The organism is Streptomyces sp. NPDC055966, from assembly GCF_042269865.1.
In the GTDB taxonomy this organism is placed as follows: Bacteria; Actinomycetota; Actinomycetes; order Streptomycetales; family Streptomycetaceae; genus Streptomyces.
Map to the genome: position 1 here is coordinate 63,139 of NZ_JBHJYK010000009.1, position 23,738 is coordinate 86,876.

The 23,738-nt window shown below is 72.1% G+C and carries 22 protein-coding genes, 7 tRNA genes and 3 pseudogenes; 10 read left to right on the forward strand and 22 right to left on the reverse strand.

The features are described from left to right. Positions 1-13 precede the first annotated feature (13 nt). On the forward strand, positions 14-739 hold the full coding sequence (locus tag ACFC8N_RS20320; RefSeq protein WP_356022031.1) for a 3'-5' exonuclease: 726 nt from the start codon (positions 14-16) through the stop codon (positions 737-739). Positions 740-784: 45 nt separating this feature from the next. Here ACFC8N_RS20320 and ACFC8N_RS20325 read toward each other — a convergent pair. The 12 genes and pseudogenes from ACFC8N_RS20325 to ACFC8N_RS20380 form a co-directional block, all read right to left on the reverse strand. Beyond that, positions 785-856, reverse strand: a tRNA-Val gene (locus ACFC8N_RS20325). Between the two features lie 39 nt (positions 857-895). After that, positions 896-1,342, reverse strand: coding sequence for an SRPBCC family protein (locus ACFC8N_RS20330; protein WP_356022033.1), 447 nt, complete (start codon positions 1,340-1,342; stop codon positions 896-898). 123 nt (positions 1,343-1,465) lie between these two features. After that, positions 1,466-4,204 (reverse strand): Tat pathway signal sequence domain protein, encoded by a 2,739-nt coding sequence (locus ACFC8N_RS20335; protein ID WP_376288940.1) that lies wholly within the window; start codon positions 4,202-4,204, stop codon positions 1,466-1,468. Between the two features lie 73 nt (positions 4,205-4,277). After that, positions 4,278-4,868, reverse strand: a complete 591-nt coding sequence (locus ACFC8N_RS20340) for a hypothetical protein (RefSeq protein ID WP_362822783.1) — start codon at positions 4,866-4,868, stop codon at positions 4,278-4,280. Between the two features lie 10 nt (positions 4,869-4,878). Then, entirely contained in the window at positions 4,879-5,757 is an 879-nt protein-coding gene (locus tag ACFC8N_RS20345) for a carbohydrate ABC transporter permease (RefSeq protein WP_376288941.1), read from the reverse strand. Next, positions 5,754-6,713: a carbohydrate ABC transporter permease gene (locus ACFC8N_RS20350; RefSeq protein ID WP_376288942.1), complete on the reverse strand. Its 960-nt coding sequence runs from the start codon at positions 6,711-6,713 to the stop codon at positions 5,754-5,756. The genes ACFC8N_RS20345 and ACFC8N_RS20350 overlap by 4 nt, the downstream gene beginning before the upstream one ends. A 13-nt stretch (positions 6,714-6,726) precedes the next feature. Continuing rightward, entirely contained in the window at positions 6,727-8,013 is a 1,287-nt protein-coding gene (locus tag ACFC8N_RS20355; RefSeq protein WP_376288943.1) for an ABC transporter substrate-binding protein, read from the reverse strand. 91 nt (positions 8,014-8,104) lie between these two features. Beyond that, a pseudogene (locus ACFC8N_RS20360) lies at positions 8,105-8,413 on the reverse strand (hypothetical protein); the annotation flags it as partial. 60 nt (positions 8,414-8,473) lie between these two features. Continuing rightward, positions 8,474-9,004: pseudogene (locus tag ACFC8N_RS20365) on the reverse strand (alpha/beta fold hydrolase); the annotation flags it as partial. 420 nt (positions 9,005-9,424) lie between these two features. Then, positions 9,425-9,865: pseudogene (locus ACFC8N_RS20370) on the reverse strand (alpha/beta hydrolase); the annotation flags it as partial. Between the two features lie 288 nt (positions 9,866-10,153). Beyond that, positions 10,154-10,225: transfer RNA gene (locus tag ACFC8N_RS20375), tRNA-Val, on the reverse strand. A gap of 84 nt (positions 10,226-10,309) precedes the next feature. Continuing rightward, positions 10,310-10,786 (reverse strand): TIGR02611 family protein, encoded by a 477-nt coding sequence (locus ACFC8N_RS20380; protein ID WP_376288944.1) that lies wholly within the window; start codon positions 10,784-10,786, stop codon positions 10,310-10,312. 191 nt (positions 10,787-10,977) lie between these two features. Between ACFC8N_RS20380 and ACFC8N_RS20385 the strand changes: the two genes are divergently transcribed. Further along, on the forward strand, positions 10,978-11,391 hold the full coding sequence (locus tag ACFC8N_RS20385; RefSeq protein ID WP_004002642.1) for an SsgA family sporulation/cell division regulator: 414 nt from the start codon (positions 10,978-10,980) through the stop codon (positions 11,389-11,391). Positions 11,392-11,685: 294 nt separating this feature from the next. Beyond that, positions 11,686-12,246: a CGNR zinc finger domain-containing protein gene (locus tag ACFC8N_RS20390; RefSeq protein WP_356022051.1), complete on the forward strand. Its 561-nt coding sequence runs from the start codon at positions 11,686-11,688 to the stop codon at positions 12,244-12,246. A 100-nt stretch (positions 12,247-12,346) separates the two neighbouring features. Here ACFC8N_RS20390 and ACFC8N_RS20395 read toward each other — a convergent pair whose 3' ends face one another. Together ACFC8N_RS20395 and ACFC8N_RS20400 are read right to left on the reverse strand one after the other, a co-directional pair. Then, the gene (locus tag ACFC8N_RS20395) at positions 12,347-12,505 is read right to left on the reverse strand and encodes a hypothetical protein (protein WP_177240264.1); all 159 of its coding nucleotides are present in this window, start codon (positions 12,503-12,505) and stop codon (positions 12,347-12,349) included. Between the two features lie 199 nt (positions 12,506-12,704). Beyond that, on the reverse strand, positions 12,705-13,139 hold the full coding sequence (locus ACFC8N_RS20400) for a hypothetical protein (RefSeq protein ID WP_356022053.1): 435 nt from the start codon (positions 13,137-13,139) through the stop codon (positions 12,705-12,707). Positions 13,140-13,398: 259 nt separating this feature from the next. Between ACFC8N_RS20400 and ACFC8N_RS20405 the strand changes: the two genes are divergently transcribed. Beyond that, positions 13,399-13,926: a DsbA family protein gene (locus ACFC8N_RS20405; RefSeq protein ID WP_362822788.1), complete on the forward strand. Its 528-nt coding sequence runs from the start codon at positions 13,399-13,401 to the stop codon at positions 13,924-13,926. Positions 13,927-14,167: 241 nt separating this feature from the next. Here ACFC8N_RS20405 and ACFC8N_RS20410 read toward each other — a convergent pair whose 3' ends face one another. From ACFC8N_RS20410 to ACFC8N_RS20420, 3 genes are all read right to left on the reverse strand, one after another. Next, positions 14,168-14,992, reverse strand: a complete 825-nt coding sequence (locus tag ACFC8N_RS20410) for a GNAT family N-acetyltransferase (RefSeq protein ID WP_356022057.1) — start codon at positions 14,990-14,992, stop codon at positions 14,168-14,170. Between the two features lie 85 nt (positions 14,993-15,077). Then, positions 15,078-15,899 (reverse strand): aminotransferase class IV, encoded by an 822-nt coding sequence (locus tag ACFC8N_RS20415; protein WP_376288945.1) that lies wholly within the window; start codon positions 15,897-15,899, stop codon positions 15,078-15,080. Continuing rightward, on the reverse strand, positions 15,896-17,026 hold the full coding sequence (locus ACFC8N_RS20420) for a chorismate-binding protein (protein WP_376288946.1): 1,131 nt from the start codon (positions 17,024-17,026) through the stop codon (positions 15,896-15,898). Before ACFC8N_RS20420 ends, ACFC8N_RS20415 begins: the two co-directional genes overlap by 4 nt. A gap of 112 nt (positions 17,027-17,138) precedes the next feature. Between ACFC8N_RS20420 and ACFC8N_RS20425 the strand changes: the two genes are divergently transcribed. The 5 genes from ACFC8N_RS20425 (at position 17,139) to ACFC8N_RS20445 (ending at position 17,615) form a co-directional block, all read left to right on the forward strand. Then, positions 17,139-17,211: transfer RNA gene (locus ACFC8N_RS20425), tRNA-Gly, on the forward strand. 38 nt (positions 17,212-17,249) lie between these two features. Beyond that, positions 17,250-17,323: transfer RNA gene (locus ACFC8N_RS20430), tRNA-Cys, on the forward strand. Between the two features lies 1 nt (position 17,324). Continuing rightward, a tRNA-Val gene (locus tag ACFC8N_RS20435) sits at positions 17,325-17,396 on the forward strand. A 46-nt stretch (positions 17,397-17,442) separates the two neighbouring features. Then, positions 17,443-17,514, forward strand: a tRNA-Val gene (locus tag ACFC8N_RS20440). A 29-nt stretch (positions 17,515-17,543) separates the two neighbouring features. Then, positions 17,544-17,615, forward strand: a tRNA-Val gene (locus tag ACFC8N_RS20445). Positions 17,616-17,677: 62 nt separating this feature from the next. On the opposite strand, the gene ACFC8N_RS20450 is transcribed toward ACFC8N_RS20445, so the two are convergent. The 3 genes from ACFC8N_RS20450 to ACFC8N_RS20460 form a co-directional block, all read right to left on the reverse strand. After that, entirely contained in the window at positions 17,678-17,959 is a 282-nt protein-coding gene (locus ACFC8N_RS20450) for a zf-TFIIB domain-containing protein (RefSeq protein ID WP_376288947.1), read from the reverse strand. Between the two features lie 80 nt (positions 17,960-18,039). Further along, positions 18,040-19,062 carry a phosphotransferase gene (locus tag ACFC8N_RS20455; protein ID WP_376288948.1) on the reverse strand — a complete coding sequence of 341 codons (1,023 nt, stop codon included), beginning with the start codon at positions 19,060-19,062 and terminating at the stop codon, positions 18,040-18,042. Between the two features lie 287 nt (positions 19,063-19,349). Continuing rightward, positions 19,350-19,526, reverse strand: a complete 177-nt coding sequence (locus ACFC8N_RS20460) for a hypothetical protein (RefSeq protein WP_177235595.1) — start codon at positions 19,524-19,526, stop codon at positions 19,350-19,352. 601 nt (positions 19,527-20,127) lie between these two features. Here ACFC8N_RS20460 and ACFC8N_RS20465 point away from each other — a divergent pair. Beyond that, positions 20,128-21,561, forward strand: a complete 1,434-nt coding sequence (locus tag ACFC8N_RS20465; protein ID WP_376288949.1) for a serine/threonine-protein kinase — start codon at positions 20,128-20,130, stop codon at positions 21,559-21,561. Between the two features lie 33 nt (positions 21,562-21,594). On the opposite strand, the gene ACFC8N_RS20470 is transcribed toward ACFC8N_RS20465, so the two are convergent. Further along, on the reverse strand, positions 21,595-22,413 hold the full coding sequence (locus ACFC8N_RS20470; protein WP_356022072.1) for an RNA methyltransferase: 819 nt from the start codon (positions 22,411-22,413) through the stop codon (positions 21,595-21,597). Between the two features lie 88 nt (positions 22,414-22,501). Beyond that, entirely contained in the window at positions 22,502-23,734 is a 1,233-nt protein-coding gene (gene cobA / locus ACFC8N_RS20475; RefSeq protein ID WP_376288950.1) for a uroporphyrinogen-III C-methyltransferase, read from the reverse strand. Between the last annotated feature and the right edge of the window lie 4 nt (positions 23,735-23,738).

The window sequence follows — 23,738 nt, forward strand, 5'->3', positions numbered from 1 at the left end:
GAGTTGGGTTCGGATGACGACCTGGTACGAGGGGCCGCTCGCGGCCTTCGACACGGAGACGACGGGTGTGGACGTCGAGACCGACCGGATCGTGTCGGCCGCAGTCGTCGTCCAGGACGCCCCGGGCACCCGGCCCCGGATGTCCCGGTGGCTGGTGAACCCGGGGGTGCCGGTCCCCGAGGCGGCGACGGCGGTGCACGGGCTGACGGAGGAGCACCTCCAGCACAACGGCCGCTGGCCGGCGCCGGTGATGTACGAGATAGCCGAGCAGCTGGCGGAGCACGCGGCGATGGGCCGTCCGCTGGTGGTGATGAACGCGCCCTTCGATCTGACGCTGCTGGACCGGGAGTTGCGCCGGCACCGGGCGTCGTCGCTGGACCGCTGGTTCGAGTCGGTGCCGCTCAGGGTGCTGGACCCGCGGGTGCTGGACAAGCACCTGGACCGGTACCGCAAGGGCCGCCGCACGCTGACCGACCTGTGCGCGCACTACGAGGTGACGCTGGAGGGCGCGCACGACGCCGCGGCGGACGCACTGGCCGCACTGGATGTCGTACGGGCGGTGGGCCGCCGTTTCGCGACCCGGCTGGAGCGCCTGTCCCCCGCCGAACTGCACACGCTCCAGGCCAACTGGCACGCGGCCCAGGCCCGTGGCCTCCAGGCCTGGTTCGCGCGCAGCGGCTCGACGGAGATCGTCAGCACGGACTGGCCCCTGCGGCCGGAGCTGCCGGCGGCGGCCTGAATACGCGGAAGACCGGCCCGCTGCGGCGGACCGGCCTTCTCCCGGTGGGCGATACTGGGTTCGAACCAGTGACCTCTTCGGTGTGAACGAAGCGCTCTCCCACTGAGCTAATCGCCCGGGAACGCACTGAACAATACAGGTCGAGACGCGGATCCTTCAAACCGCTTCGAGATACCTCAGCAGTCCCCGTCGTCCGGCGGCCATCATCAGCCGGTGGTTGGCGCGGAAGACCGGGCGGCCGGGGACAGCGAGACGCCGCAGCAGGGGCTTGTTCACGCTGACCGCCTGGTCGTAGCGGGCGAGGGTGCCGGGGCCGTCGGCGGTGAGCGTCCAGCGGGCCCAGCCGTCGAGGTCGCCGGACACCGCGATCTCCAGGACCCCGGCGTCCGGGTCGCGGCGTGTCTCGCGTGCGGTGAAGGTCATCGTGTACGGCAGCACGGGCCGGATGGCGAAGACGCCGGTGCGGTCGTCGAGCCGGGTCACCGTCCGGACCTGCGGCCACCAGCGGGGATAGTCCTCGGGCCGCTCCAGCACGGCGTACACGGCCGCCGGCGGGGCGGGCAGGGACCACAGGCTGAGGAAGCGGTACCGGTTCCAGTCCATGGGGGGAGTCTGCCCGCCGGGGCGCCCCGCTCTGAGTACGCGTACTCATGCGCCGCCTCGTGCGGCGGTGCAGACTCGGGGGGCGAGCGCCGCCGCCCGTGCGACGGCGCTCACCCAGCCCTGTCATCCGGGCATCTTGTCCCCGAGCAGGGCCAGGTTCTCGATGGCCGCGAGGCCGTAGAGCGCGGTGTCGTTGCTGGACACCCAGGCCGCCTCGCTCCCCTCCACCAGGGTGACCGGTCCGGTCAGGCTCTCGGTCCGCCACGGCGAGGACTCGGTGTAGCCGTCGGAGCCGTAGAACTTGGTCCAGGCGCGCTCGGCGAGGGTCGCGTCCCCGGTCTGTACGGCGGCGTAGGCGTCCAGGCGCGAGTGCCCCTGGAAGAGCAGGAGGGTGCCGAAGTCGGTGCCGTAGCGGGCCTTCTGTTCGGCCTTGGTGGCGTTGAAGTAGCGGCAGTAGTCCAGGTAGGCCTTCTTGAAGTCGGGCATGTCGACCAGGTGGATCAGCTCGGCGCACAGCTCGTTCAGGCCGAAGACGGCCGAGAGGTGGGACACGGAGACGACCGGCTTGTCGGCGACGGCGAATGCGCCGGTGTCGAGGTCGTACAGCCCGCTGCCCTGCACGAAGCCGTTGGGCTGGGCGGCGATGCCCCGCATCGTGGACAGCACGCGGGCCTTGGCCTTCTCCCACTGGGGGCCCTTGCGCTCCCACTCGGTCAGCCAGGCCGACACCAGGCCGCTCCAGTCCGTGCCGAAGCCGATGGACAGGGCGTGCCGGTCGGGGGTGTAGGGGTCGGTGCGGACCTTGCGCAGCGGGTCGAGGACGAGGAAGGTCTCGTCGGAGTCGACGCCTGCGTGCATGAGGTCGCCGACGCGTTCGTCGCCGGTGAGGAAGTAGTAGAAGCGGCGGTAGGTGGTGTTGGCGATGCGCTGCTGCTTGGCGCTGTCGCCGAAGTGCTGCACACCGTGCCGGGTCCCGAGGCCCGCCCATGCGCCGAGGTGGTAGACGTCTACCTCGCCGGTGTGCCGGGTGAGCGCCTCGGCGAAGCGGAAGAGGTCGGAGCGGCCGGAGCGCACGTACGCGTACCAGAGCCACAGGTCGGGTGACAGCTCGGAGTTGTCCCAGGCGTAGCCGCCGACGTCGTAGCGCCACTGGTGGCGCACGGTGTCGTAGGTGTGCATGAAGTCGCCGTAGTCCCAGAAGCCGTACCAACGGCGTTGCTCCACCTGGTCCTTGTAGTAGGTGAAGAGGAAGTCGAGGTGGTCCTCGATCTTCGCCTTGGCGGGGGTGGAGCGGTCCGGCTCGGAGAACAGGCCGGGGCCGAAGACCTTGGCCCTGACGAGCTGCCGGGGCGGGGCGGCGAGTTGCGGCAGCACCCGTAGGGCCGCGATCTGCTGGGCGAGGGTGTCGGCGGAGGGCGTGGCGTCGTTGGCCCAGAAGAGGAGTTCGGAGGTCCGGGCGATGCCGTAGGGGGTGCCGAACTTCGGCTCGTAGTCCTCGTAGGTGATGTTGAGGCCTTCGAGCTGCTCGGCGTAGGTGTCCTGGCCCATGCCGTCGTGGTAGAAGCGCAGGTCCATGGGCTGGGCCTCGGGCGACCAGAGCCAGAGGGTGACGGTGGCCTCGTCGGTGTGGGCGTCGCGGATGTCGAGCTGGGCGGGGAACTTCTCCCAGAAGTCCCGGAGGCCGAAGGAGAGTCCGCCGCTCGCGCCGCCGACGTAGCCGAAGCCGGAGGCCCGCCTGCCACCGCCGGCGGCGATCCAGCCGTACCCCTTCTTGGTGCGCTTGCGCAGGGTGAAGCCGTCGGCGGAGAGCTGGGCGAGGGTGTAGTCACCCCAGTGCGGGACGTACGGCAACCGGGTCGTCACGCGCTGGTCCCAGGTCGCGGGGTCCGGCAGCTTCCGGCCCTCGTACTGGGCGCTCTGCACGGCGGCTCCCGGGTCCCGGCGCAGTCCGGTGATTCCCTGGACGGCCTCGCGGAGCAGACCGCTGCCCTCGCCGCCGATGCGGATGTGCCGGTCGTACGCCGCGTCGCGCATCGGCACGGAGAAGCGGACGCCGAGCCCGCGGACGAAGTCCCCGCTCGCCTTGCCGGGCTCCTGCTTCCCGTCGTAGGTGATGGTGTGCACCATGCGGAAGGAGTCGGCGCCGGCGTAGAAGTACAGGCGGAGGGAGAACGGCAGCCAACTGCGGCTTCCCTTGCGGTGCTTGCCGTCGATGCGGACGACCGCGCGGACGGGGCCGTCCTGCTCGACGGTGACCTCGCCGACGGTGCCGTCGAACCGCTCGGTCCTCACGGTGCCCTCGTCCTCGTCCTCGGCCTCGGGCTGGCGGAGGAGGACGAGGCGCCCGTTGCGGGCGATCTCCGTCGTCCCCCGGGTGACGGACTTGATCAGGGTCGAGCCGCTCTTGTCGATCCGCGCGGTGATGACGCCGGTGGAGACGTCGATGGTGCCGCCGTTCTTGTCGACGGTGACCCTCTTGTCGGGTGCGGCGGCCGTCCCGGCGGTCAGCGTGAGCTTGCCGCTGCCCGAACTCACCGCGTGGGCCGTCCACTTGAGGGAGCCGTCGGGCCAGTAGGCGAGCGGCCAGGTCTGGACGGGGACGTCCTTGCCCGCGGCGTCCGTGAGCGCGAACGTCTGGCCCTCCTGGTGGGCGCCCACGGGCCAGGGCACGCCGACCGTGGTGCCGGGCGCGGCGCCGAGGCCGGCGTCCTCCAGCCAGTCCAGGGTGACGGGGTCGTCGCCGCCGGCCGCGGCTCTGGGCGCGGCCTCGGCGTCCTTGGCCCCGAGCGCCCAGCTGAACTGCGCTGCGGCTCCGGCGACGGCGGCCGCCTTGAGGAGGGATCTGCGGGGGATGGGGGACATGGCCTTCCTTCCATAGATTAGTCAGGGGCATGACACGTAGCGCGGCGCCCAGGGGCACCGGCATTGCGGCAGGTCAGCGGCGCCGGTACCGCTCCTCGACGGCGACGGCCGCCGCCGTGACGGCGCCGAGCACGGGCACCGCCAGCGGGGCGATGAGCAGGGCGGAGCAGACGGTGAGCACCGCTCCGCCGACCAGCAGGAAGGATCCGGCGGGGTCGAGGACCGTACGCCGGCCCGCCTCCGCGAGCAGAGCGCGCCAACGGGTGCCGGGCGCCCAGACGGCTGCCGCGCGCAGTCCGGCCACGGCGACCCCGATCAGCGCGAGCAGTCCTACGGCGCCCACGAGCGGTCCGCCGGGCAGCCCGGCGCGTACGGCCCGCACCTCCAGCCAGGCCAGGGCCGGGACGGCCCAGCCCGCGAGCCCGACCGCCCAGCCCCCGCGCACGGCGGCGCGGAAGTCGGCGGCGAACTCCCGCCATCCGCCCGCCCGGTGGCCGGTGCGGCGGCGCAGATGCCGGGCGCCGGCGGCGAAGGCGGCCGGGTAGGTGACGACCCCGAGGGAGGCCACCGCGATCCATATGCCGGTGAGCAGACACTCGGCGAAGACGGCGAACCGCTCGGCGAACACGGACTCCTTGCGTGCCTTCACACGTGCTTCGGCCATGCCGGTCGCCTCACCCCTTCAGTCCGGAGGTCGCCATCCCGTCGATCAGATGGCGCTGGAAGGCGAGGAAGAACAGCAGCACGGGCAGCAGCGCGACCAGGGACATCGCGATCATCCCACCGTAGTCGGCGGCGACGCCGTCGGAGTCGCGGAACATCATCAGGCCCAGGGAGACCGTGTACTTGCCGGGCTCGTTGAGGTAGATCAACGGGCCCATGAAGTCGTTCCAGGCGTTGATAAAGGTGAAGATCGCGCTGGTGATGAGCGCGGGCCGGGACAGCGGCAGCACGATCGACCAGTAGATGCGCAGGTGCCCGCAGCCGTCGAGCCGGGCGGCCTCGTCCAGCTCCCTCGGCAGGTTCCGCATGAACTGCACCATGAGGAAGACGAAGAAGGCCTCCGTGGCGAGGTACTTGCCGATCAGCAGCGGGGTGTAGGTGTTGACCCAGCCCAGCTTCTGGAACATCACGTACTGCGGGATCAGCAGCACGTGGTACGGCAGCAGCAGCGTGCCGATCATCAGCGAGAAGAGCAGGTTGCGCCCGGCGAAGCGAATGCGGGCGAACGCGTACGCGGTCAGCGAGCAGGAGATGAGAACGCCGACGACGGCACCGCCCGCGTAGAAGAGGGAGTTCTGGAAGAAGGTCCAGATCTGGACGTCCGCGATGCCGTCGGCGAGGCCCTTGAAGTTGCTCAGGATCGGGTGGGACGGGAACAGCGTGAGGCTGTTGACGACGTCCTTGCTGGGTTTGAAGGAGGCGCCGATCACCCAGATCACCGGGTAGAGGATGACCGCGAGGATCAGCAGGGCGCCGAGGTGCCAGACGAGGGATCCGGTGCGCCTGCGGATCGGCGGGGACGACGGCTTGGCGGCCGTGGTGGCACTCATCGGGTGTCCTCCTCGTAGTGCACCCACTTCTTCTGGGACCAGAAGAGGACGGCCGTCACCAGGGCCACGGCGAGCAGCAGCATCCAGGCCATGGCGGAGGCGAAGCCCATCTGGGCGTTCTTGAAGCCCTGTTGGTACAGGTAGCAGGTGTAGACGAGCGTGGCGTCGGCCGGGCCGCACTGGGTGTTGGAGACGACGTAGGCCGAGCCGAAGATCTGGAAGGAGTGGATGGTCTCCAGGAGCACGTTGAAGAAGAGCACCGGGGAGATCATCGGCAGGGTGATGGTCCAGAACGTGCGGAAGGGTCCGGCACCGTCCACCTCGGCGGCCTCGTACAGCTCCCTGGGCACCTGCTTCAGCCCCGCCAGGAAGATGACCATGGGCGCGCCGAACTGCCAGACGGTCAGCGCGACCAGGCAGTACAGCACCCAGTCGGCGTTGCCGACCCAGCCGCCGACGTGCCAGCCGAAGAGGGACTGGGTACGGTCCACGATCGCGCCGTCGGAGAACAGCGAGCGCCAGACGAAGCCGACCGAGACGCTCGCGCCGATCAGCGAGGGGGCGTAGAAGGCGGCCCGGTAGAAGGCCTGGCCGCGGCGGCTCTGGGCGAGCAGGAGGGCCACCCCGAGGGCGAGCAGCAGCTTCAGCGGGGTGCCGATGATCACGTACTTCGCCGTCACCTCCACCGACTTCTGCCAGCGGGGGTCGGCGAACATCTTGGTGAAGTTGTCGAGCCCGACCCACCGGGGGCTGTTGAAGAGGTTGTAGTCGGTGAACGCGAAGTACAGCGAGGCGACCATCGGGCCCGCGGTCAGCAGCAGGAAGCCCGCGATCCACGGGGACATGAAGAGGTAGCCGGCGAGGTTCTCGCGGCGGCGGCCGGGCCGCCCCGTGGCGCCGGAGGCGGCCGGGCGCGCCCTGCGGGCGGCGGGCACGGAGTGCTTGACGAGGGTCACGGCATGTTTCCCCTCAGGCCTGGAAGGCGGCCTCGGACTCGGTGAAGAACTGCTTCACCGCGTCGGAGACCTTCGTCTTGCCCTGTCCGAGGTCGCCGCCGATGCGCAGGAAGGCGGCCTCGATGGTGTCGGCACCGGAGGGGTGCGGGGTGATCGTGCCGAGGACGCCCGCCTTGGCGGTGTCCGCCTCGTACTGCGCGATCTCCTTGTTGACCGCGTCGGTCGGCCGGTACGCGTCGTACTGCTCGGTGCTCGCGAGGATGCCGCGGTCGTAACCCATGATCTTGCCGACCTCGGGGTCGTGGGCCATGAAGTCGATGAACTGCGCGGCCTCCTTCGGGTGGGAGGTGCGGGAGGAGGCGCTGAGCATCAGGGAGGCGAGGTACTGGCCGGTCTGCCTGCCGTCCGTGGTCGGGATCGGGGCGAGGCCGTAGGTGCTGTTGCCCTCCGCCGAGTAGCGGACGGTGAAGTTGTCCCAGGTGAACTCCGAGGCGCCGTGGCCGGCGGAGAGCGAGGACTTGGGGTTGTCCTGCTGGACGACCTTCGGGTCGGTGACGATGCCGGCCTTGACCCGGTTGTACCCGTCCGTCCACCACTCCGTCAGGTCGGCCTGGTCGAAGCCGAGTCCGTCCTTGGTGTAGAAGGCCTTGCCGTTCTGGCGGAGGTAGAGGTCGTACAGGTACATGATGGTGAAGTAGCCGGTGTCCCCCGGCATGCTCGTCCTGTCGTGGATCGTCTTCAGGGCCTTGAAGTAGTCGTCCCAGGTCCAGCCCGCGTGCGGTTCGACGCCCGCCTTCCGGAACACCTTCTCGTCGATGACGAGCGCCATGGTGTTGGAACCGACCGGAATTCCGAGCTGTTTGCCGTCGACCTGGCCGACCTTCGTGACGCCCTCCCGGAAGTGATCCAGGCTCAGATTGCCTGCCGTCGCCTGGGAGTTGAGGTCGAGAAGAATTCCACGCTTGTCGTACTTCCGAAGAAAGGTGACGGCGTTCTGGAAAACGTCCGGAGGATTACCGCCGGCGGCCTGGGTCTGGAACTTCTCCCAGAAGGACGCGTACGTCTGGAAGTCCGTCTTGACCTTGATCTTCGGGTATTTCTTCTCGAAGAGGGCGATGGTCTGGTTGATCCTCTTGGCCCGCTCCTCGGCACCCCACCAGGAGTAACGGATCGTCACCGTCCCGTCCCCGGAACCGCTTCCGCCGCCACAGCCGGTCGTCGCCGCGAGCCCGAGCACGGCCGCAGACGCCCCGGCCGCCTTCAGGATCGTACGCCTCTCGAGATTCCTGCTGGTTCCCACAGTCGGGCCCTCCCCGCAGCGTCGTCGCCGCGCCATGAATCGTTTCAAGTAAGCGCTTGCTGGCACAAGGTACGGAGGGGCCAGGGGTGCGTCAATGATTCGGACAGGATTTTCTCGCGGACGGCGCACGCGCCCGAGCGGCATGCCGGGGGTCGGCGCTGGTGGGGGAAGTGCGGCCGGCGGGCCGAACGGGGGCAACGGGGATGGCGGGGCCGGGAGTCGTCGTCCTCGTCCTGATCCGCGTTCGCGTGCTCGCGCTCGCGCTCGCCCCCATCCCCGGCCCCTCGCGCTCGCCCTGCCCCTGACCCTCACCCTGGCCCTGGCCCTGGCCCTGGCCCTGGCCCTGGCCCTGGCCCTGGCCCTGGCCCTCGCCCTCGTCCTCGCCCTCGCCCTCGCCCTCGCGATCGTCGTTGACGGCGAGGGGGAGCGACGGGTTGCTCGTTCCCCGCGTGACCCGGGATCAGGCGGGCAGGGCCGCGAGCCAGTCGAGGAGGATTCGGTTGGTCTCCTCGGGGCGCTCCTGCTGGACGAAGTGGCCGCAGCCGTCGAGGATGTGCGAGCCGAGCAGACCGGGCAGGGTCTCGGGGTACGCCGCGACCGCGTCCGCCAGCCAGGCGAGCGAGGCGTCCAGGGCACCGCCGACGAACAGCGACGGCTGCGTGATCGGCGCACCCGCGTAACCGGCCAGGTCGGCCCAGTCCCGGTCCATGTTCCGGTACCGGTTCAGCGCCCCGGTCAGCCCCGTCCGCTCGAACTCCCCGGCCAGGACGTCGAGATCGCGCTCGCCCAGCCAGGCCGGCAGCCGGCCTGCCGGGAAGCGTTCGCGCAGGGTGCCACCACGGGTGACGAAGTGCGGGTCGGGAGCGCCGGGTCCGGGCATGGTGTCGGCGGACAGGGCCGCGTAGAAGCCGGCGAGCCAGCCGCGTACATCGGGCTCGATCTCCGATTCCGCCCGGCCCGGCCGCTGGAAGTACGAGACGTAGAACTCGTCCGGCACCACGAACTCCCCTGCGGGGCCCGCCGACTGCGCATGCCTCGCGGTCCCCGCGGCTTCGACGCCGGGCCGGCCTTCCGTGTCGTCGTCCACGTCCCGCTTCTCGACTCCGCTGCCGCGGTCGGCACCGGTTCCAGGGCCGTCGCCGGTCGTCTCACAGTCGCCGCGCGCGGCACGCCGGGTACCGGTCGCCGCACGGTCACCCGTCGCCGCACGGTCACCGGTCGACACGAGGTCGAGGCCACCGGTCGCCCCGCCGACGCCGCCGACCTGGTCGCCCGCGGTGCGAGCGCCAGCACCGCTGCCCGCGCCGCCGGGGCCGTGGTCGCCACCGCCTTCGATGCCGGCCCTGCGACCGCCGTCACCACCGTGACCGTCTTCGCCACTGTCATCGTCGCCCGTCCCGGCCATCCGCGCGAAGACCTCGCTGGGGCGCGGACCGCCGGGCGGGGTGTACGGCACGCCCAGCAGGGCCATGGCACGGAACACATCGGGCCTGGTCAGGGCGGAGGTGGCGGCGATCGTCGCACCCCAGTCGTGGCCGACGACCACCGCGGACCGCTCCCCCAGGGCCTCGACCACGGCGACGTTGTCCGCGACCAGGTCGAGCATCCGGTACGCGTCCACGGCCGCCGGTCTGGAGGAGCGGCCGTAGCCCCGGACGTCGACGGCCACGGCGCGGTAGCCCGCGGCGGCCAGCGCCGGCAGCTGGTGGCGCCAGGAGTACCAGGACTCCGGGAACCCGTGCACCAGCAGCACCAGTGGGCCCCGGCCCTGCTCCACGAGGTGAACGCGGCCCGCCGGTGAGGGGACCGTGCGGTGGGACGGGTCGAAGGCGGGGGCGGGGAGCTGGGGCATGACGGCTCCGGGAGGTTGGGGGTCAGTGCGGTGGGGCGAGGCCCGTTGCGGCGCATCGGCCGCTCGTGCGGCGTCTCTCCCGATGCTCCTGTGAACCGCCCGCCGCGCACGAGGCTTGTTGCCGGTTCGGCAAAACGCGCCGGCCCCCGGGGCGCTTGCCCCGTCCCTGCCTGAGCGCCTCCCCGGCCGGCGCGCCCCGGTCCCCGGTACCCGCCGGACATCGGCACAGACGTGGGCACAAACGCCGACGGCCCACCTGCTGTTTCGCAGGTGGGCCGTCGGTCCGGGTGGGCGATACTGGGTTCGAACCAGTGACCTCTTCGGTGTGAACGAAGCGCTCTCCCACTGAGCTAATCGCCCGGGCGCAGGAAGAACATTACCCCATGTCAGGGGGTGCCTCCGACCAGGGGACGGGCCGACGGGCGGCCTGGGCGACGGGCCGGCTCACTCCTCGTTGATCTTCCACGGCACGACGAGGCCGAACCGCCCCAGGTAGACGCCGGCCAGCGCGACGGCGATCGTCAGCCCGACCGCGGTCAGCGTGATGTTGCGACGGCGCACCCTGGGGTCGAGGGCCCGCTGGGCCGCCTCGGTGACCTTGCGTCTGGTCCAGCGGAGCACGAGCTGGGCCCAGACGAACTCGGTCGCCCAGATCGCCATGCCGCCGAAGATCACCACCCAGCCGGGCCCGGGCAGCGGGAGCATGACGATGCCGGCCACGACGACCGCGAGGCCGATCACGAAGACGCCGGCCTGCCAGCTCACATGCAGAACCCGGCGGGCCTTGACGAATTCCGGCGCCCGGGATCCGAGCCCGCCATCGGCCGGCCGTACGGCGTCCCGTCGCGGCGCCCGCGGGCCCGTGTGGACCTCGTCCGCCGTCGCAGGGGTCTCACCCGACTCGTCACTCCCCGTATTCATACGGACAAACCCTACCCGAGTGAATCCCGTCACTGAAATGGTCGTAGGTCTGGTAAGAGTTCTCGGCCGGAAGAGTTACGTAAAGACACGCAAAACGCCCAGAGGGGTTTACAACGGCACCGTAGGTGGCATGTCGATTTCGCCGACGTGCGAATCCCCGAGCGCACACTGAGCGAAAGGCCCTGGCGCTTATGAACACCACGGTCAGCTGCGAGCTGCACCTGCGCCTCGTTGTGTCGAGCGAGTCCTCCCTGCCTGTCCCCGCAGGCCTGCGGTACGACACGGCCGACCCCTACGCCGTGCACGCCACCTTCCACACCGGAGCCGAGGAAACCGTCGAGTGGGTGTTCGCCCGCGACCTCCTTGCCGAAGGGTTGCACCGGCCCACCGGGACCGGCGACGTCCGCGTCTGGCCATCGCGCAGTCATGGCCAGGGCGTCGTGTGCATCGCCCTCAGCTCCCCGGAGGGGGAGGCCCTGCTCGAAGCCCCGGCGCGGGCCCTGGAGTCCTTCCTGAAGCGAACCGACGCCGCCGTGCCGCCCGGCACGGAACACCGGCACTTCGACCTGGATCAGGAGCTGTCGCACATCCTGGCGGAAAGCTAGGCCGCGGCCATCGAAAGCAGCCCGGCGCCGTCCACTCGGGGAGACGGCTCGGGCCAGGACAACCGCATACGGCACAGCCCGGCGCCGTCACCGTGAGCGTTCACGGGGCGGCGTCGGCCTGTGTCCGCCCCCCTCCGCCCCGCGCGGGCGGGACGGGGCCGGGAACCCTGGCGGGCGCGGGGGCGTTGTCCCGGCATGCCGAGTCGGGCAGCGGCCGCTGCGCGGCGCGCGGATGTCGCTACCATCGGCCAGCATCGGCGGGCGTCGCCCGACCCCCAGGCCAGGGAGCGAAACGTGCTGATCACCCACGACACCCGGCGGGCCCTCGACACCGCGGTCGATCTGGTGAACACCGCGCCGGAGGACAGCGCGGCGGCGGACGGACTGCCCGATGTCCCCGCTCTCGCAGATTTCGTACGAAACCACGAAATCAGTGATGTCGGCACGCTGTCGGAGTTCGATCTCTCGGCGGTGCGCCGGGTGCGGGGGCGCTTCGCGGCGATCTTCGCGGCCCCGGACCCACGGTCCGCCGCAGGTTTGATCAACGACCTGGTCGCCGCGGCCGGCACCACGCCACGCCTGACGGACCACGACGGCTATGACTGGCATGTGCACTACTTCGCGCCGGGCGCCTCCGTGGCCGACCATCTCGCCGCCGACTGCGGGATGGCGTTCGCCTTCTTCGTGGTCGCCGGGGAGCAGGAGCGCCTGCGGCGCTGCGAGGCGCCGGACTGCCGGCGTGCCTTCGTCGATCTTTCCCGCAACCGCTCGCGTCGCTACTGCGACAGCCGAACCTGCGGAAACCGGCTGCACGTGGCCGCCTACCGCGCCCGGCGCAAGGAGGCGACGGGCTGACCGGCCGCGCGGCACGCGGTTGCCGTGCGCAGGCGGGATGCTCGGCGGGTCCGGGTCGACGTCGGTCCCGGCGGGTGGCGCCGGGACGGACGCGTACGGCTCACAGCAACAGCAGGTCGTGCAGCGCAGCCATGAGGATCAGACACCCGATCACCGCAAGGAAGATCATCAGCGGTGGCTGGGATAGGGCGAAGAGGCACCCGCGCGGCTCGTCCTTCGGTGGCGGCGGCGCGGCCTCGCTCTGTGTCGTGTCCAGCATCTCGCGGCAGATCATGACGCAGGAGAGGCACCGCACGCGATCAACATGCCACCTGGATGCGAGACTTGCCGCATTCCGTGCCGTCCCGCCCGACTTGCTTCGTTTTGTGAACGGAACCGGACGCGGCCACGCCGCACTGTGTCATTTCGGCCCTGGCGGCCCGACGTGCCCTTATGCCGTCGCGAACGTCATGCGGCCGTCATATGCCGTGCTTCTTGAGGATGGCCTCGATGTCGCTGAAGTCCTCGGTGGCGCCGGTGGCGCGTGGGGCGGTGGCCTGCCGGGTCCCCGGGCCCAGGGAGGGGGCGGAGGCCGCAGGGGCGACCGCGTCCGTCCCGCTGCCGCGGGCCGCTCTGCGCTCGGCCCGGGTGGCGCCGCCGCGCCGGCGCTCGACGGCGCGCGTGCCCGCGAAGATCACCCAGGCCGCGCCCAGCACCCCGAAGCCCGCCCAGGCGACAGGGCTGAAGGCGGTGTCGGCGAGCCAGCCGACGAGCCCGGTCATCACCAGGCCGACCGGCACCAGCGAGTAGGCCGCGATGCGCGCCGCCGCCAGGAAGCGCTTGCGGTAGGCCGTGACCACAGCGATGCCCAGGCCCGCCGCGGACACGGCGGAGCAGACGGTCTCGGCAATCATCCGGTCCTCCTGGCGGGCTCGGTCGGGCGGAAGGCTCCACGCGGACAACGCGAGGATCACGAGGAACGCGAGGAACGCGAGGAACGCGAGCGGCACAGCACGCCGGGCCGACGCGCTCCGTCCCCTCCATCCTGCACCGTCCCGTACCCGCGATGCCATGCCCGCAGCGGACATCAGGGACATCTCCGGGTCGTCTCCTCCTGGAGTGCCGTACGGTCCCGATTGGGTCGGCCGGGCCCGGCCTGGAAGACTGGGCGGCATGAGCGACTCCTCCCCCGCGCGCGCCGACGCCCTCGTCCTCGACGTCTGGTGCGAGCTTCAGTGCCCCGACTGCCGTACCGCCCTGGACGACGTCCGCGCCCTGCGCGCCCGCTACGGCGACCGGCTGGAGCTGCGGCTGCGGCACTTCCCGCTGGAGAATCACAAGCACTCCTTCGCCGCGGCCCAGGCCGCCGAGGAGGCGCTGGCGCAGGGCCGGGGCTGGCCGTACGTGGAGGCCGTGCTCGGGCGGGTCGAGGAGCTGGACCGTCGGGGAGAACCCTTCCTGGTCGAGGTGGCCGGTGAACTCGGGCTGGACGCCGAGGAGTTCGACACCGCGCTGATCGACGGGCGGCACATCCTGATCGTGGACGCCGACCAGGCCGAGGGCAAGGCGATCGGGGTGACCGGCACCCCGACGTACGTCATCGGCGGCGAACGCCTCGACGGCGGCAAGAGCCAGGAGGGCCTGCGCGAGCGCGTCGAGGAGATCGCCGACCGACTGCTGGGCGGGGGCGGGCAGGCCTAGGGGGTGTCGTCTGGATCAGGTCGGCCGTGAGGAACAGTGCGGGCCGGCGGACCCGAGCGGGGTCGTGGGGCCCCTCCCGCGCGAGCGAAGCCGAGCGTGGGGGAGTCGGCGATCGAGGACAACGCCGCTGGGGGTGCCCCCTCTGGGGGGAGCGCGTGCCAGACCCCGCGACGCCGGGATGATCCGAACGACACCCCCTGGGAGCCCCGCGCCGCCTAGGAACCCCGTGCCCCGGTGTCTCCTACAGCAGGGGTTTGGCGAGGGAGTGGGACGTCGTCTCGTAGCCGAGGGACTCGTACAGCCGCTCCGCCGGGGTGTTGCCCGCGAACACGTTGAGGCCGAGGACCGGCCGGCCGGCCTCGATCGCCTGGCGCTCCGCCACCAGCATGAGCGTACGGCCGTGCCCCCGGCCGCGGTGGGCCGCCTCGGTCTCGACGCCGTACACGAACGCGCCGTCGTCCGTGAGCGCCAGCCACAGCACGCCCACCCGGGCCCCTTCGTGTTCCAGGACGCTGAAGCGCGTGCCGTCGGTGGCGAGCCCGTGGGGCAGCAGCCGCTCGTGGTCACGGCGCGCCTTGTCGCGGGCCACGGCCTCGGGCAGGCCGCGGTCCATCCACGTGCGCGCGTACCGCTCGATCTCGTGCTCCTGCCAGGCCGCGAAGTCGGCCTCCGTCATGGGCCGCGCGGCGCTGCCCGCCGGCAGCTCGGGCGGGACGGTGCCGAGCGGCTTGCGCATGCGGCGGTTGCGCAGGCTGTAGCCGAGGGTCTCGAACAGCCGCAGGGCGATGTCCGCCGAGGCGGGCACGACTGTCTCGATCTGGGTGCAGCCCCAGCCGCGCGCCACCTCCTCCGCGGCGAGCACGGCCACCGTGGCCCGGCCGCGCCGCCGGTCGGGCTCGGCGATCCACAGTTCGTCGACGCTCGCCACCGTGTCCCCGAGGGACGGCGAGGTACCGAGGTGGATCTCGCCGACGGGGCGGCTGTTCACGCACACCTGGTAACGGCGCGAACGGGTGCCGTCGGGGTGCTGCTGTAGCGGCTCGACCGGCCGCAGGGTCGTGGTCATCACAGGTGTTCTACCCGTGCCCGAGCTCCGAGTCAGCCCGTTTTCCCAGGCCCCCGCGCCCGTCGGCCCACGGCCCTTCGCCGGCTCAGGGGTCCAGGTCGTCCCCGGAGCGCTCGGCGAAGACGCGCATCGCCTTGGCGGTCACCGGGCCCGGGGGAGCGGGCAGTTCGCGGTCGTCGACGCGGTGCACGGCCTGGATGTCGCGCAGGGTGGAGGTCAGGAAGATCTCGTCGGCGCGCCCGAGGACGTCGAGCGGCAGGTCGGTCTCCCTGGCGCCGATCCACTCGATCGCCAGGGCGCGGGTGATGCCGGGCAGACAGCCGGAGGCGACCGGCGGGGTGTGGATCTCGCCGCCCAGGACGACGAAGACGTTGGAGCCGGTGCCCTCGCAGAGCTGTCCCACCGTGTTGCCGAACAGCGCCTCGGAGGCGCCCTGTTCGTGGGCACGGCCGAGAGCGACGACGTTCTCGGCGTACGAGGTGGTCTTCAGGCCGGTCAGGGCGCCGCGTTCGTTGCGGGTCCAGGGGACCGTGATCACGGCGGTGGAGTCCGGGCGGCGGGTGGTCTCGCCGAGGGCGACCACGAGGGTCGGGCCGTGCTCGCCGCGGTCGGAGCCGAGCGGGCCGTGGCCGCCGGTGTAGGTGATCCGCAGCCGGCCGAGCGGCATCGGATTGGCCGCCAGGACGGCGGCGCAGGCCTCGCGGATCTCGTCGTGGTCCGGGTCGGGCAGGCCGAGGCCCCGGGCCGAGCGGGTGAGCCGGTCGAGGTGTCGGGTGAGGGCGAAGGGCCGCCCGTCGGCCGCCTTCACGGTCTCGAAGATGCCGTCGCCGACCGTCAGTCCGTGGTCGAAGACGGAGACACGGGCGGACTCCAGGTCCCGCAGCCCGCCGTCCAGCCAGATCCTCATGCGTACACCCCTCCACTCGCCCCGTACGCCCCCGACGCTACCGCGAGCAGCCGGGCCGCCTTCAGCTCGGTCTCCCGCCACTCCCCCTCGGGGTCGGACCCCCAGGTGATCCCGGCGCCGGTGCCGAAGCGCAGCAGCGCCGTGCCGTCGCCCGGCCGGTCGATCCAGAAGGTGCGGATGCCGACGGCCAGCTCGCCCGTGCCCCGGTCGGCGTCGACCCAGCCGATGCCGCCGCAGTACGGCCCGCGCGGGGCCGTCTCCAGGGCGTCGATGATCCGCAGGGCGCTCGACTTCGGCGCGCCGGTCACCGAGCCGGGCGGGAACGCGGCGGCGAGGAGCTCGGGCCAGCCGGCGCCGGGCCGCAGTTCGCCGCGGACCGTGGAGACCAGGTGGACCAGGCCGGGGTGCTTCTCGACGGCGCACAGGTCGGGGACGGTCACGCTGCCGGTCGCACACACGCGTCCGATGTCGTTGCGCACCAGGTCCACGATCATCACGTTCTCGGCGTAGTCCTTCTCCAGGAGGTCCGCCTCCGTGCGCCCGGTGCCCTTGATGGGCCCGCTCTCGACGATCCGCCCCGCCCGGCGCAGGAACAGCTCGGGTGAGGCGGTGGCGATCTCCACGCCGTGCTCCGGCAGCCGGATCGTGCCCGCGTACGGCGCCGGGTTGCCGCGGGCCAGCGCGGCGGTCAGGGCGTCCACGTCGGCGTCGGGGGCCACGGGCGCGGTGAGGACCCGGCAGAGGTTGGCCTGGTAGACCTCGCCGGCCGCTATGTGCTCGCGTATCCGGCCGACGGCCGCCGTGTACGCGCGCCGGTCCAGGGAGGAGGTCCACTCCCCGAACGCCGGGCCGCACCAGCCGCCCGGCACCGGGGCGGGCACCGGCTCCTCGCGTACGTCCGCGAAGCGGGCGCAGGTCAGCCCGCCCTCGAAGTCCGCGCAGACGGCCCAGAAGCCGTCCGAGTCCAGGGCGGCCGGGTCGCTGGTGACGTCCAGGAGACCGGTGGCGACGCGGTCGCCGAAGCGGGCCAGGGCAGGGGGCCGGGAAGCGTGGTGAGGCACGCGATCGAGTCTAGGTCGGGTGTCCGACAGATGGCTCCGGGATGTCCCCGAGGGAGCCCTGACCATGTCCTCCGTCGGGTGTACCGCAGCACGCTGCGCAAACGCGTTTTTGTACTGGCCCGGGAATCCGCTAGAGTTCAACACGTCGCCGGGACGCGGAAGCGGACCGAAACGACAAGCGGACGTAGCTCAGTTGGTAGAGCGCAACCTTGCCAAGGTTGAGGTCGCGAGTTCGAGCCTCGTCGTCCGCTCGAAGGAAGTAAGGGTCATCCCGATCCCCTACACTCCTGGTGGAGTGGCCGAGAGGCGAGGCAACGGCCTGCAAAGCCGTCTACACGGGTTCAAATCCCGTCTCCACCTCCAAGGACGATTAGCTCAGCGGGAGAGCGCTTCCCTGACACGGAAGAGGTCACTGGTTCAATCCCAGTATCGTCCACTGGATCTCCCCGGAGGTCCTGCGGATCTTCTCGAAGATCCTCCCCGCGCGATTAGCTCAGCGGGAGAGCGCTTCCCTGACACGGAAGAGGTCACTGGTTCAATCCCAGTATCGCGCACTGACTGTGATCCTCGCGTCACAGCCTGCGGACGATTAGCTCAGCGGGAGAGCGCTTCCCTGACACGGAAGAGGTCACTGGTTCAATCCCAGTATCGTCCACACACCGAAGAAGCCCCCGGCCGTCTCGTACGGCCGGGGGCTTCTTCGTGTGCCCGCCTCGCTCAGCTGGAGAAGAGCATGTGGGCCCAGCTCTTGTGGTGGTGGTCATGGTGACCGTGGTGTCCGTGGCCGCCGTGGTGACCGCCGTGCGGGGCACCCCAGGCGGGCGCGGGCGGCGCCGGGTAGGCCTGGGGAGCGGGCTTGGGCCACTGGGCCTCCAGCTGGGTCAGCGCCTCCAGCTCGCCGTAGTCGAGGAAGATGCCGCGGCAGCCGCTGCACTGCTCGATCTGGACGCCGTTGCGGTTGTAGGTGTGCATCGGCGCATGGCACTTCGGACAATGCATCGTCGGCTCAACTCCTCGCCGGTCGATCCTGCTTGGTGTTTCCCCAGGACAGACTCCGTGTGATCCCGGGCGGTTGCAGCCTAGTTCAGGGGCCGGGGCGCCAACTGGTGCTGAATCCGTACCATTCGGGCACATGCGTCGATCAGTGACTGCTCGATCTCGTCCAGCGGGCGGTTTCCGTCGAGCGCCTTCGTGAGTGCGAGGGCGGCCGTCTGCACGGTGAGAGCACGCGCCGGGACGTCCAGCGCGGGCCAGGGGTCACCGCTCGCCGGTACGGCCGGTCCCCCGGCCCGCTGGTACGCGCCGAGGAAACGGACCCAAGCGTCGGGCGGGAGAAGCCCGCAGGCGTACCAGGCGGCGGGCCGGGCGAGATCCCAGGCCGCGGCGCCGGTACCGAGGTCGTCGACGTCTATCAGCCGCCAGGAGCCGTCCGGCGCCGGGTGCCGGACGAGCTGGCCGAGGTGCAGGTCGCCGTGGCAGAGGATGGCCGGCCCCGGCATCGGGGCTTCGGCGCGCGCCCACGCGGGAAGGGCGGCCCAGGCGGCGAGGACGGGGGCGGCGGCCTCGGGCGGCGGGGCGGCATGCTCCGCGGCCTCGGCGTCCACGGCTTCCACGAGTCGGACATCCACGGTTTCGGCGTCCGCGGCTTCGCAGGCCAGGGCCGTGTGGAGGCGATGAACCGCTCGGGCGGCCCGGGCCGGGCCGCGCATCGGGGGCAGACCGTCGGGCGGGGCCGTGCGGTGCAGACGGGCGAGGAGGGTGGCCGCGGCTTCCCAGGGGGCGGCGTCGGGGTCGTCGGGGTCCACGGGGGTGCCGTACGGCCAGAAAGTGAGGAGGCGGTCGTGCAGGGGGGTGGGGACCGGCGCGAGCGGGGGCAGGAAGACGTCCGGCAGGCGGGCGGCCAGCGCGAGGCGGGGCGTCAGTTCGGCGGGGTCGGTGCCGGGGGCGTGGGCCTTCGCGACGGTGCCGCCGTGCCGGACGACGGTCGCGTCGGGGCGGTCGGCGAGGGGGTCGGGGGTGGCGGGGCAGGCGCAGTCGGCGGCGCCGCGACCCGGGTGCGCGACGGCCTTGGCCTCGGCGGTGAGCGCGGGGAGGAGAGTCACGGGGCGCCTCGGGGATCGGGGTGTGGGGGTGAGCGTATGACGATCGCCGGGCGGGGTGGCGGGTGCGCACCCGGACCCCTGCCCTGACGGCGTGCTCGGGCTGCGATCCCGGCCTCGGCCGACTCCCTTGGGCGGGCGGAGCACAGACGCGTGTGCGAGAACGGCGCAATGCCGGCGCAGCTCCCCAGCTGCGCCGGCATTCGTGCCGTCCGCCGCACCCCCGTCCCCACGGGGTTTCCTGGATGGATGTCCCCGCCCGGACCGCTCTTCCGGGCCTGGGGCGCCGCTCAGCGCCCCAGCATCGCACCCACGGACGACGCCTGTGTGGCCACCGTCTCCCAGCCGTCGAAGACGAGCAGGAGCAGGGCCGCCAGAGGAAGGGCCATGAGCGTCGCCACCAGCGGGTGGCGACGGCCCGTACGACGGGGTGCGAACGACGTGCGCCGCGGTGCCGTGTGGGCCATGGTCCCTCTCCTGACCGTCTTGTGTTCTCTTCGGAGCGGCGGGTGTCTGACCTCGGGGGACGAGTGCTGCACCCGCCGCTTGTCCTCAAATCTAGGGGCGCGGCCCACTGCGGGCGTCATGCCCTCGTACCGATTGCCGGGCCTCCCGGAGGATGAGCCATGACCTGGGGCGTACTCCCCAGGGTGGAGACGGCGGAGCGGGTCTCGGGGTCTTCCCGGAGGGGACGTCCGCCGTATGCCGTCATTTCCGGAGCATCCGGGTACGGGTGGAGTGACATCGATCACTCGGGCGACGGGCCGGAAGGCGGTCGCGCCCGTCTCACCGTCCGCCCGGTCAGCGGTTGACCGGGCGGTGCGGGGTGGGCGTCCGGCGGGCTCGCCGACCGCTGCCGTCTGCCCTCTAGTAGCTTCAACCGCCTTGCCACGATTGCGGGTTGAAGGCGCGGATTGTTCAAGGGCACTGCACAGCCCGGGGTGCTGACCCCGTTTCACATCAGGCGGGCCGTCCGCGCAATCCGTTCGGGCCCGAGGGCGCGGCCTCTGCGCGCCGACGGCCGTGGAAACGTAAGCTGTGCCACGTCACAGAGGCCGGGCAGCGGGGATGAACATGGCGATGATGCGCCTGAGGCGCGAGGACCCGCGCGTCGTCGGCTCGTTCAGGCTGCACCGACGGCTCGGCGCGGGCGGCATGGGCGTGGTCTACCTCGGCTCCGACAAGAAGGGGCAGCGCGTCGCGCTGAAGGTGATCCGGCCCGATCTGGCGGAGGATCAGGAGTTCCGGTCGCGGTTCGCCCGTGAGGTCTCGGCGGCCCGGCGCATCCGGGGCGGCTGTACGGCCCGGCTGGTCGCGGCCGATCTGGAGGCCGAGCGCCCCTGGTTCGCCACCCAGTACGTGCCCGGCCCCTCCCTGCACGACAAGGTCGCCGACGAGGGCCCGCTCGTGGCGGCCGACGCCGCCGCGATCGGCGCGGCCCTGTCCGAGGGCCTGGTCGCGGTGCACGAGGCCGGGGTCGTCCACCGGGATCTGAAGCCCTCCAACATCCTGCTGTCCCCGAAGGGGCCGCGGATCATCGACTTCGGCATCGCCTGGGCCACCGGTGCCTCCACCCTCACGCACGTCGGCACGGCCGTCGGCTCCCCCGGCTTCCTCGCGCCCGAGCAGGTGCGCGGCGCGGCCGTCACCCCGGCGACCGACGTCTTCTCGCTGGGCGCGACCCTCGCCTACGCCTCCACCGGTGACTCCCCCTTCGGGCAGGGCAGTTCCGAGGTGATGCTGTACCGGGTCGTGCACGAGGAGCCGCAGCTGTTCGGCGTGCCCGACGCGCTCGCCCCGCTGGTCCGGGCCTGTCTGGCGAAGGATCCCGAGGACCGGCCGAGCACGCTCCAGCTGTCGCTGCGGCTGAAGGAGATCGCCGCCCGTGAGGCGCACGGCATGGAGGCCGGCGTACGGCCGCCCGCGCCGCGCGCCGCGGAGGCGGACCGGCCCACGGGCCGGCTCGTCGACACCTACCCCGAGCAGCAGCACACCCAGCGGCGCCCGGCCGCCGGCACCCCGGTGCCGCGCGGCGGTGTCCCCTCCCGGAGCGGCGGTGCGCCGGCGCGCAACGGCGTGCCCTCGCGGAACGGCGGCAGCGCGCGCGGTGCGGGGGCCGGCGCGCGTCCCGGTGCGGCTCGTCCGACACCGGCGCCGCGCGGCGGCGGCCCGCGCTCCGGCGGCGCAAGCCGGCCCGCTCCGCGCAGCGGCACCGGGCGGCCGGGGCCGCGTGCGACGGGGACCGGGCGGCGTCCGGCCAATCCTCGGCTGCTGCGGCAGCGGCTGTTCGTGTTCGTCGTGGTGACGCTTCTCGTGGCGCTCGGGATCGCGCTGGCGCAGGGCTGCCAGGGTCCGGCGCGCGGACTCGGCGGCGACGGCGAGGGGCAGGGTCAGCACGCCCAGCAGCTACGGCAGCGGTCGCAGGCCGGGGGGCCGGCGGCGGACCGGGACGAGGCGGCTCCGCGGTACGGAGCGGCTCCGCGCCCGGACGCCGGACCGTGAGTGCCCGGCGGTGAGTGCCTGCCGGAGCGGTCGTCAGGACTGCGGGCGGCCGGTCGCCACCGCGTAGAACGCCACCGCCGCAGCCGCGCCCACGTTCAGCGAGTCGACGCCGTGGGACATGGGGATGCGCACCCATTCGTCGGCGGCGACCAGCGCCTGCGTGGAGAGCCCGTCGCCCTCGGCGCCGAGCATCAGGGCCACCCGGTCCATCGTGTGGGGGGCCGCCTCGTCGAGGGAGCGGGCCTTGTCGTCCGGGGTGAGCGCGAGGAGCGTGAAGCCGGCCTCGCGGACCGACTCCAGGCTCTTGGGCCAGGTCTCCAGACGGGCGTAGGGCACCGAGAACACCGCGCCCATCGAGACCTTGACGCTCCGCCGGTACAGCGGGTCGGCGCAGTCGGGCGACAGCAGGACCGCGTCCATGCCGAGCGCCGCGGCCGATCGGAAGATCGCGCCGATGTTCGTGTGGTCGTTCACCGACTCCATGACCACGACCCGGCGTGCGGAGCGCAGCAGTTCGCCGGCCGTGGGCAGCGGCTTGCGCTGCATGGAGGCGAGGGCGCCGCGGTGCACGTGGTAGCCGGTGACCTGTTCGGCGAGTTCGGGGCTCACGGCGTAGACCGGGGCGGGAAGTTCGTCGATGACGTCGCGCATGACGTCGATCCACTTGGCCGAGAGCAGCATGGAGCGCATCTCGTAGCCCGCTTCCTTGGCCCGGCGGATGACCTTCTCGCCCTCGGCGATGAACAGGCCTTCGGCGGGCTCGCGCTTGCGGCGCAGTTCGACGTCGGTCAGTCCGGTGTAGTCGGCGAGACGCGGGTCGTCGGGATCCTCGACGGTGATGAGATCGGCCACAGGGTGATACTGCCTTGTCCTGGAGGTGCTGCCAACGGCTGGGACGGGGTGTGTTACCCCGGGTTACGCGTGATCGGGCCACGCATGGTCAGCGGGCCGGCGACGGGCCGACCGTCACGACCTCGCCGATGACGATGACCGCCGGCGGCTTCACCTCCTCGGCACGCACGGTCTCGGCGACCGTGGCGAGGGTGGCGTCGACGCGGCGCTGCGCGGCCGTCGTGCCTTCCTGGACCAGCGCGACGGGGGTGTCGGGGGACTTGCCGTGCGCGACGAGCGTCTCGGCGATCTTCCCGATCTTGTCGACGCCCATCAGGATCACGAGCGTGCCGGTGAGCTTCGCGAGCGAGGGCCAGTCGGCCAGGGAGCGCTCGTCGTCGGGGGCCACATGGCCGCTGACGACCGTGAACTCGTGGGCGACGCCCCGGTGGGTGACCGGAATGCCGGCCGCGCCGGGCACCGAGATCGAGCTGGAGATGCCGGGGACGACCGTGCACGGGATGCCGGCCTCGGCGAGTGCCTGGACCTCCTCCATGCCCCGGCCGAAGACGTACGGGTCGCCGCCCTTGAGCCGGACGACCGACTTGCCCTGCCTGGCGTGCTCGATCAGCGCGTTGTTGATGGCTTCCTGGGCCATGAAGCGGCCGTACGGGATCTTCGCCGCGTCGATCACCTCGACGTGCGGCGGGAGTTCGGCGAGCAGGTCGCGCGGGCCGAGCCGGTCGGCGATGACGACGTCCGCCTCGGCGAGCAGGCGGCGCCCGCGGACCGTGATCAGGTCGGGGTCGCCGGGGCCGCCGCCGACCAGGGCCACGCCGGGCGCACGGGTGCGGTGGTGCGGCGCCACCAGGGTGCCGTCGCGCAGGCCCTCCACCACCGCGTCGCGGATCGCGGCGGTGTGCCGGGGGTCGCGGCCGCGCGCGTCCGTGGTGAGTACGGCGACCGTGACGCCCTCGCTGTGACCGGTCGCCGGGGTCCAGGCGGTCGCCCGGTCGGCGTCGTCGGAGCGAACGCACCAGACGCGGTGGCGCTCGGCCTCGGCGGAGGCGGCGGAGTTGGCCTCCGGGTCGCTCGTGGCGATGAGGGCGTACCAGGCCTCGGCGAGGTCGCCGTCGGTGTAGGGCCGCCGTTCCCAGGTGATCTCGCCCGCGCCCGCCATGGCCTCGACCGAGGGGGTCGCCTCCGGGGAGACGACGGTGACGTCCGCGCCCGCCGCGATCAGCGCGGGCAGGCGGCGCTGGGCCACCTGACCGCCGCCGAGGACGACCACGCGGCGGCCAAAGAGGCGGAGGCCTACGGGGTAGGCGGGGTGTTCGGCCATGAGG

Excerpts from the sequence above, each read along its gene's own strand:
- ACFC8N_RS20320 (WP_356022031.1), top strand. The coding sequence starts at position 14 with ATGACGACCTGGTACGAGGGGCCGCTCGCGGCCTTCGACACGGAGACG.
- ACFC8N_RS20330 (WP_356022033.1), bottom strand. The coding sequence starts at position 1,342 with ATGGACTGGAACCGGTACCGCTTCCTCAGCCTGTGGTCCCTGCCCGCC.
- ACFC8N_RS20335 (WP_376288940.1), bottom strand. The coding sequence starts at position 4,204 with ATGTCCCCCATCCCCCGCAGATCCCTCCTCAAGGCGGCCGCCGTCGCC.
- ACFC8N_RS20340 (WP_362822783.1), bottom strand. The coding sequence starts at position 4,868 with ATGGCCGAAGCACGTGTGAAGGCACGCAAGGAGTCCGTGTTCGCCGAG.
- ACFC8N_RS20345 (WP_376288941.1), bottom strand. The coding sequence starts at position 5,757 with ATGAGTGCCACCACGGCCGCCAAGCCGTCGTCCCCGCCGATCCGCAGG.
- ACFC8N_RS20380 (WP_376288944.1), bottom strand. The coding sequence starts at position 10,786 with ATGAATACGGGGAGTGACGAGTCGGGTGAGACCCCTGCGACGGCGGAC.
- ACFC8N_RS20385 (WP_004002642.1), top strand. The coding sequence starts at position 10,978 with ATGAACACCACGGTCAGCTGCGAGCTGCACCTGCGCCTCGTTGTGTCG.
- ACFC8N_RS20395 (WP_177240264.1), bottom strand. The coding sequence starts at position 12,505 with ATGCTGGACACGACACAGAGCGAGGCCGCGCCGCCGCCACCGAAGGAC.
- ACFC8N_RS20400 (WP_356022053.1), bottom strand. The coding sequence starts at position 13,139 with ATGATTGCCGAGACCGTCTGCTCCGCCGTGTCCGCGGCGGGCCTGGGC.
- ACFC8N_RS20405 (WP_362822788.1), top strand. The coding sequence starts at position 13,399 with ATGAGCGACTCCTCCCCCGCGCGCGCCGACGCCCTCGTCCTCGACGTC.
- ACFC8N_RS20410 (WP_356022057.1), bottom strand. The coding sequence starts at position 14,992 with ATGACCACGACCCTGCGGCCGGTCGAGCCGCTACAGCAGCACCCCGAC.
- ACFC8N_RS20415 (WP_376288945.1), bottom strand. The coding sequence starts at position 15,899 with ATGAGGATCTGGCTGGACGGCGGGCTGCGGGACCTGGAGTCCGCCCGT.
- ACFC8N_RS20420 (WP_376288946.1), bottom strand. The coding sequence starts at position 17,026 with ATGGTCAGGGCTCCCTCGGGGACATCCCGGAGCCATCTGTCGGACACC.
- ACFC8N_RS20450 (WP_376288947.1), bottom strand. The coding sequence starts at position 17,959 with ATGCATTGTCCGAAGTGCCATGCGCCGATGCACACCTACAACCGCAAC.
- ACFC8N_RS20460 (WP_177235595.1), bottom strand. The coding sequence starts at position 19,526 with ATGGCCCACACGGCACCGCGGCGCACGTCGTTCGCACCCCGTCGTACG.
- ACFC8N_RS20465 (WP_376288949.1), top strand. The coding sequence starts at position 20,128 with ATGAACATGGCGATGATGCGCCTGAGGCGCGAGGACCCGCGCGTCGTC.
- cobA (WP_376288950.1), bottom strand. The coding sequence starts at position 23,734 with ATGGCCGAACACCCCGCCTACCCCGTAGGCCTCCGCCTCTTTGGCCGC.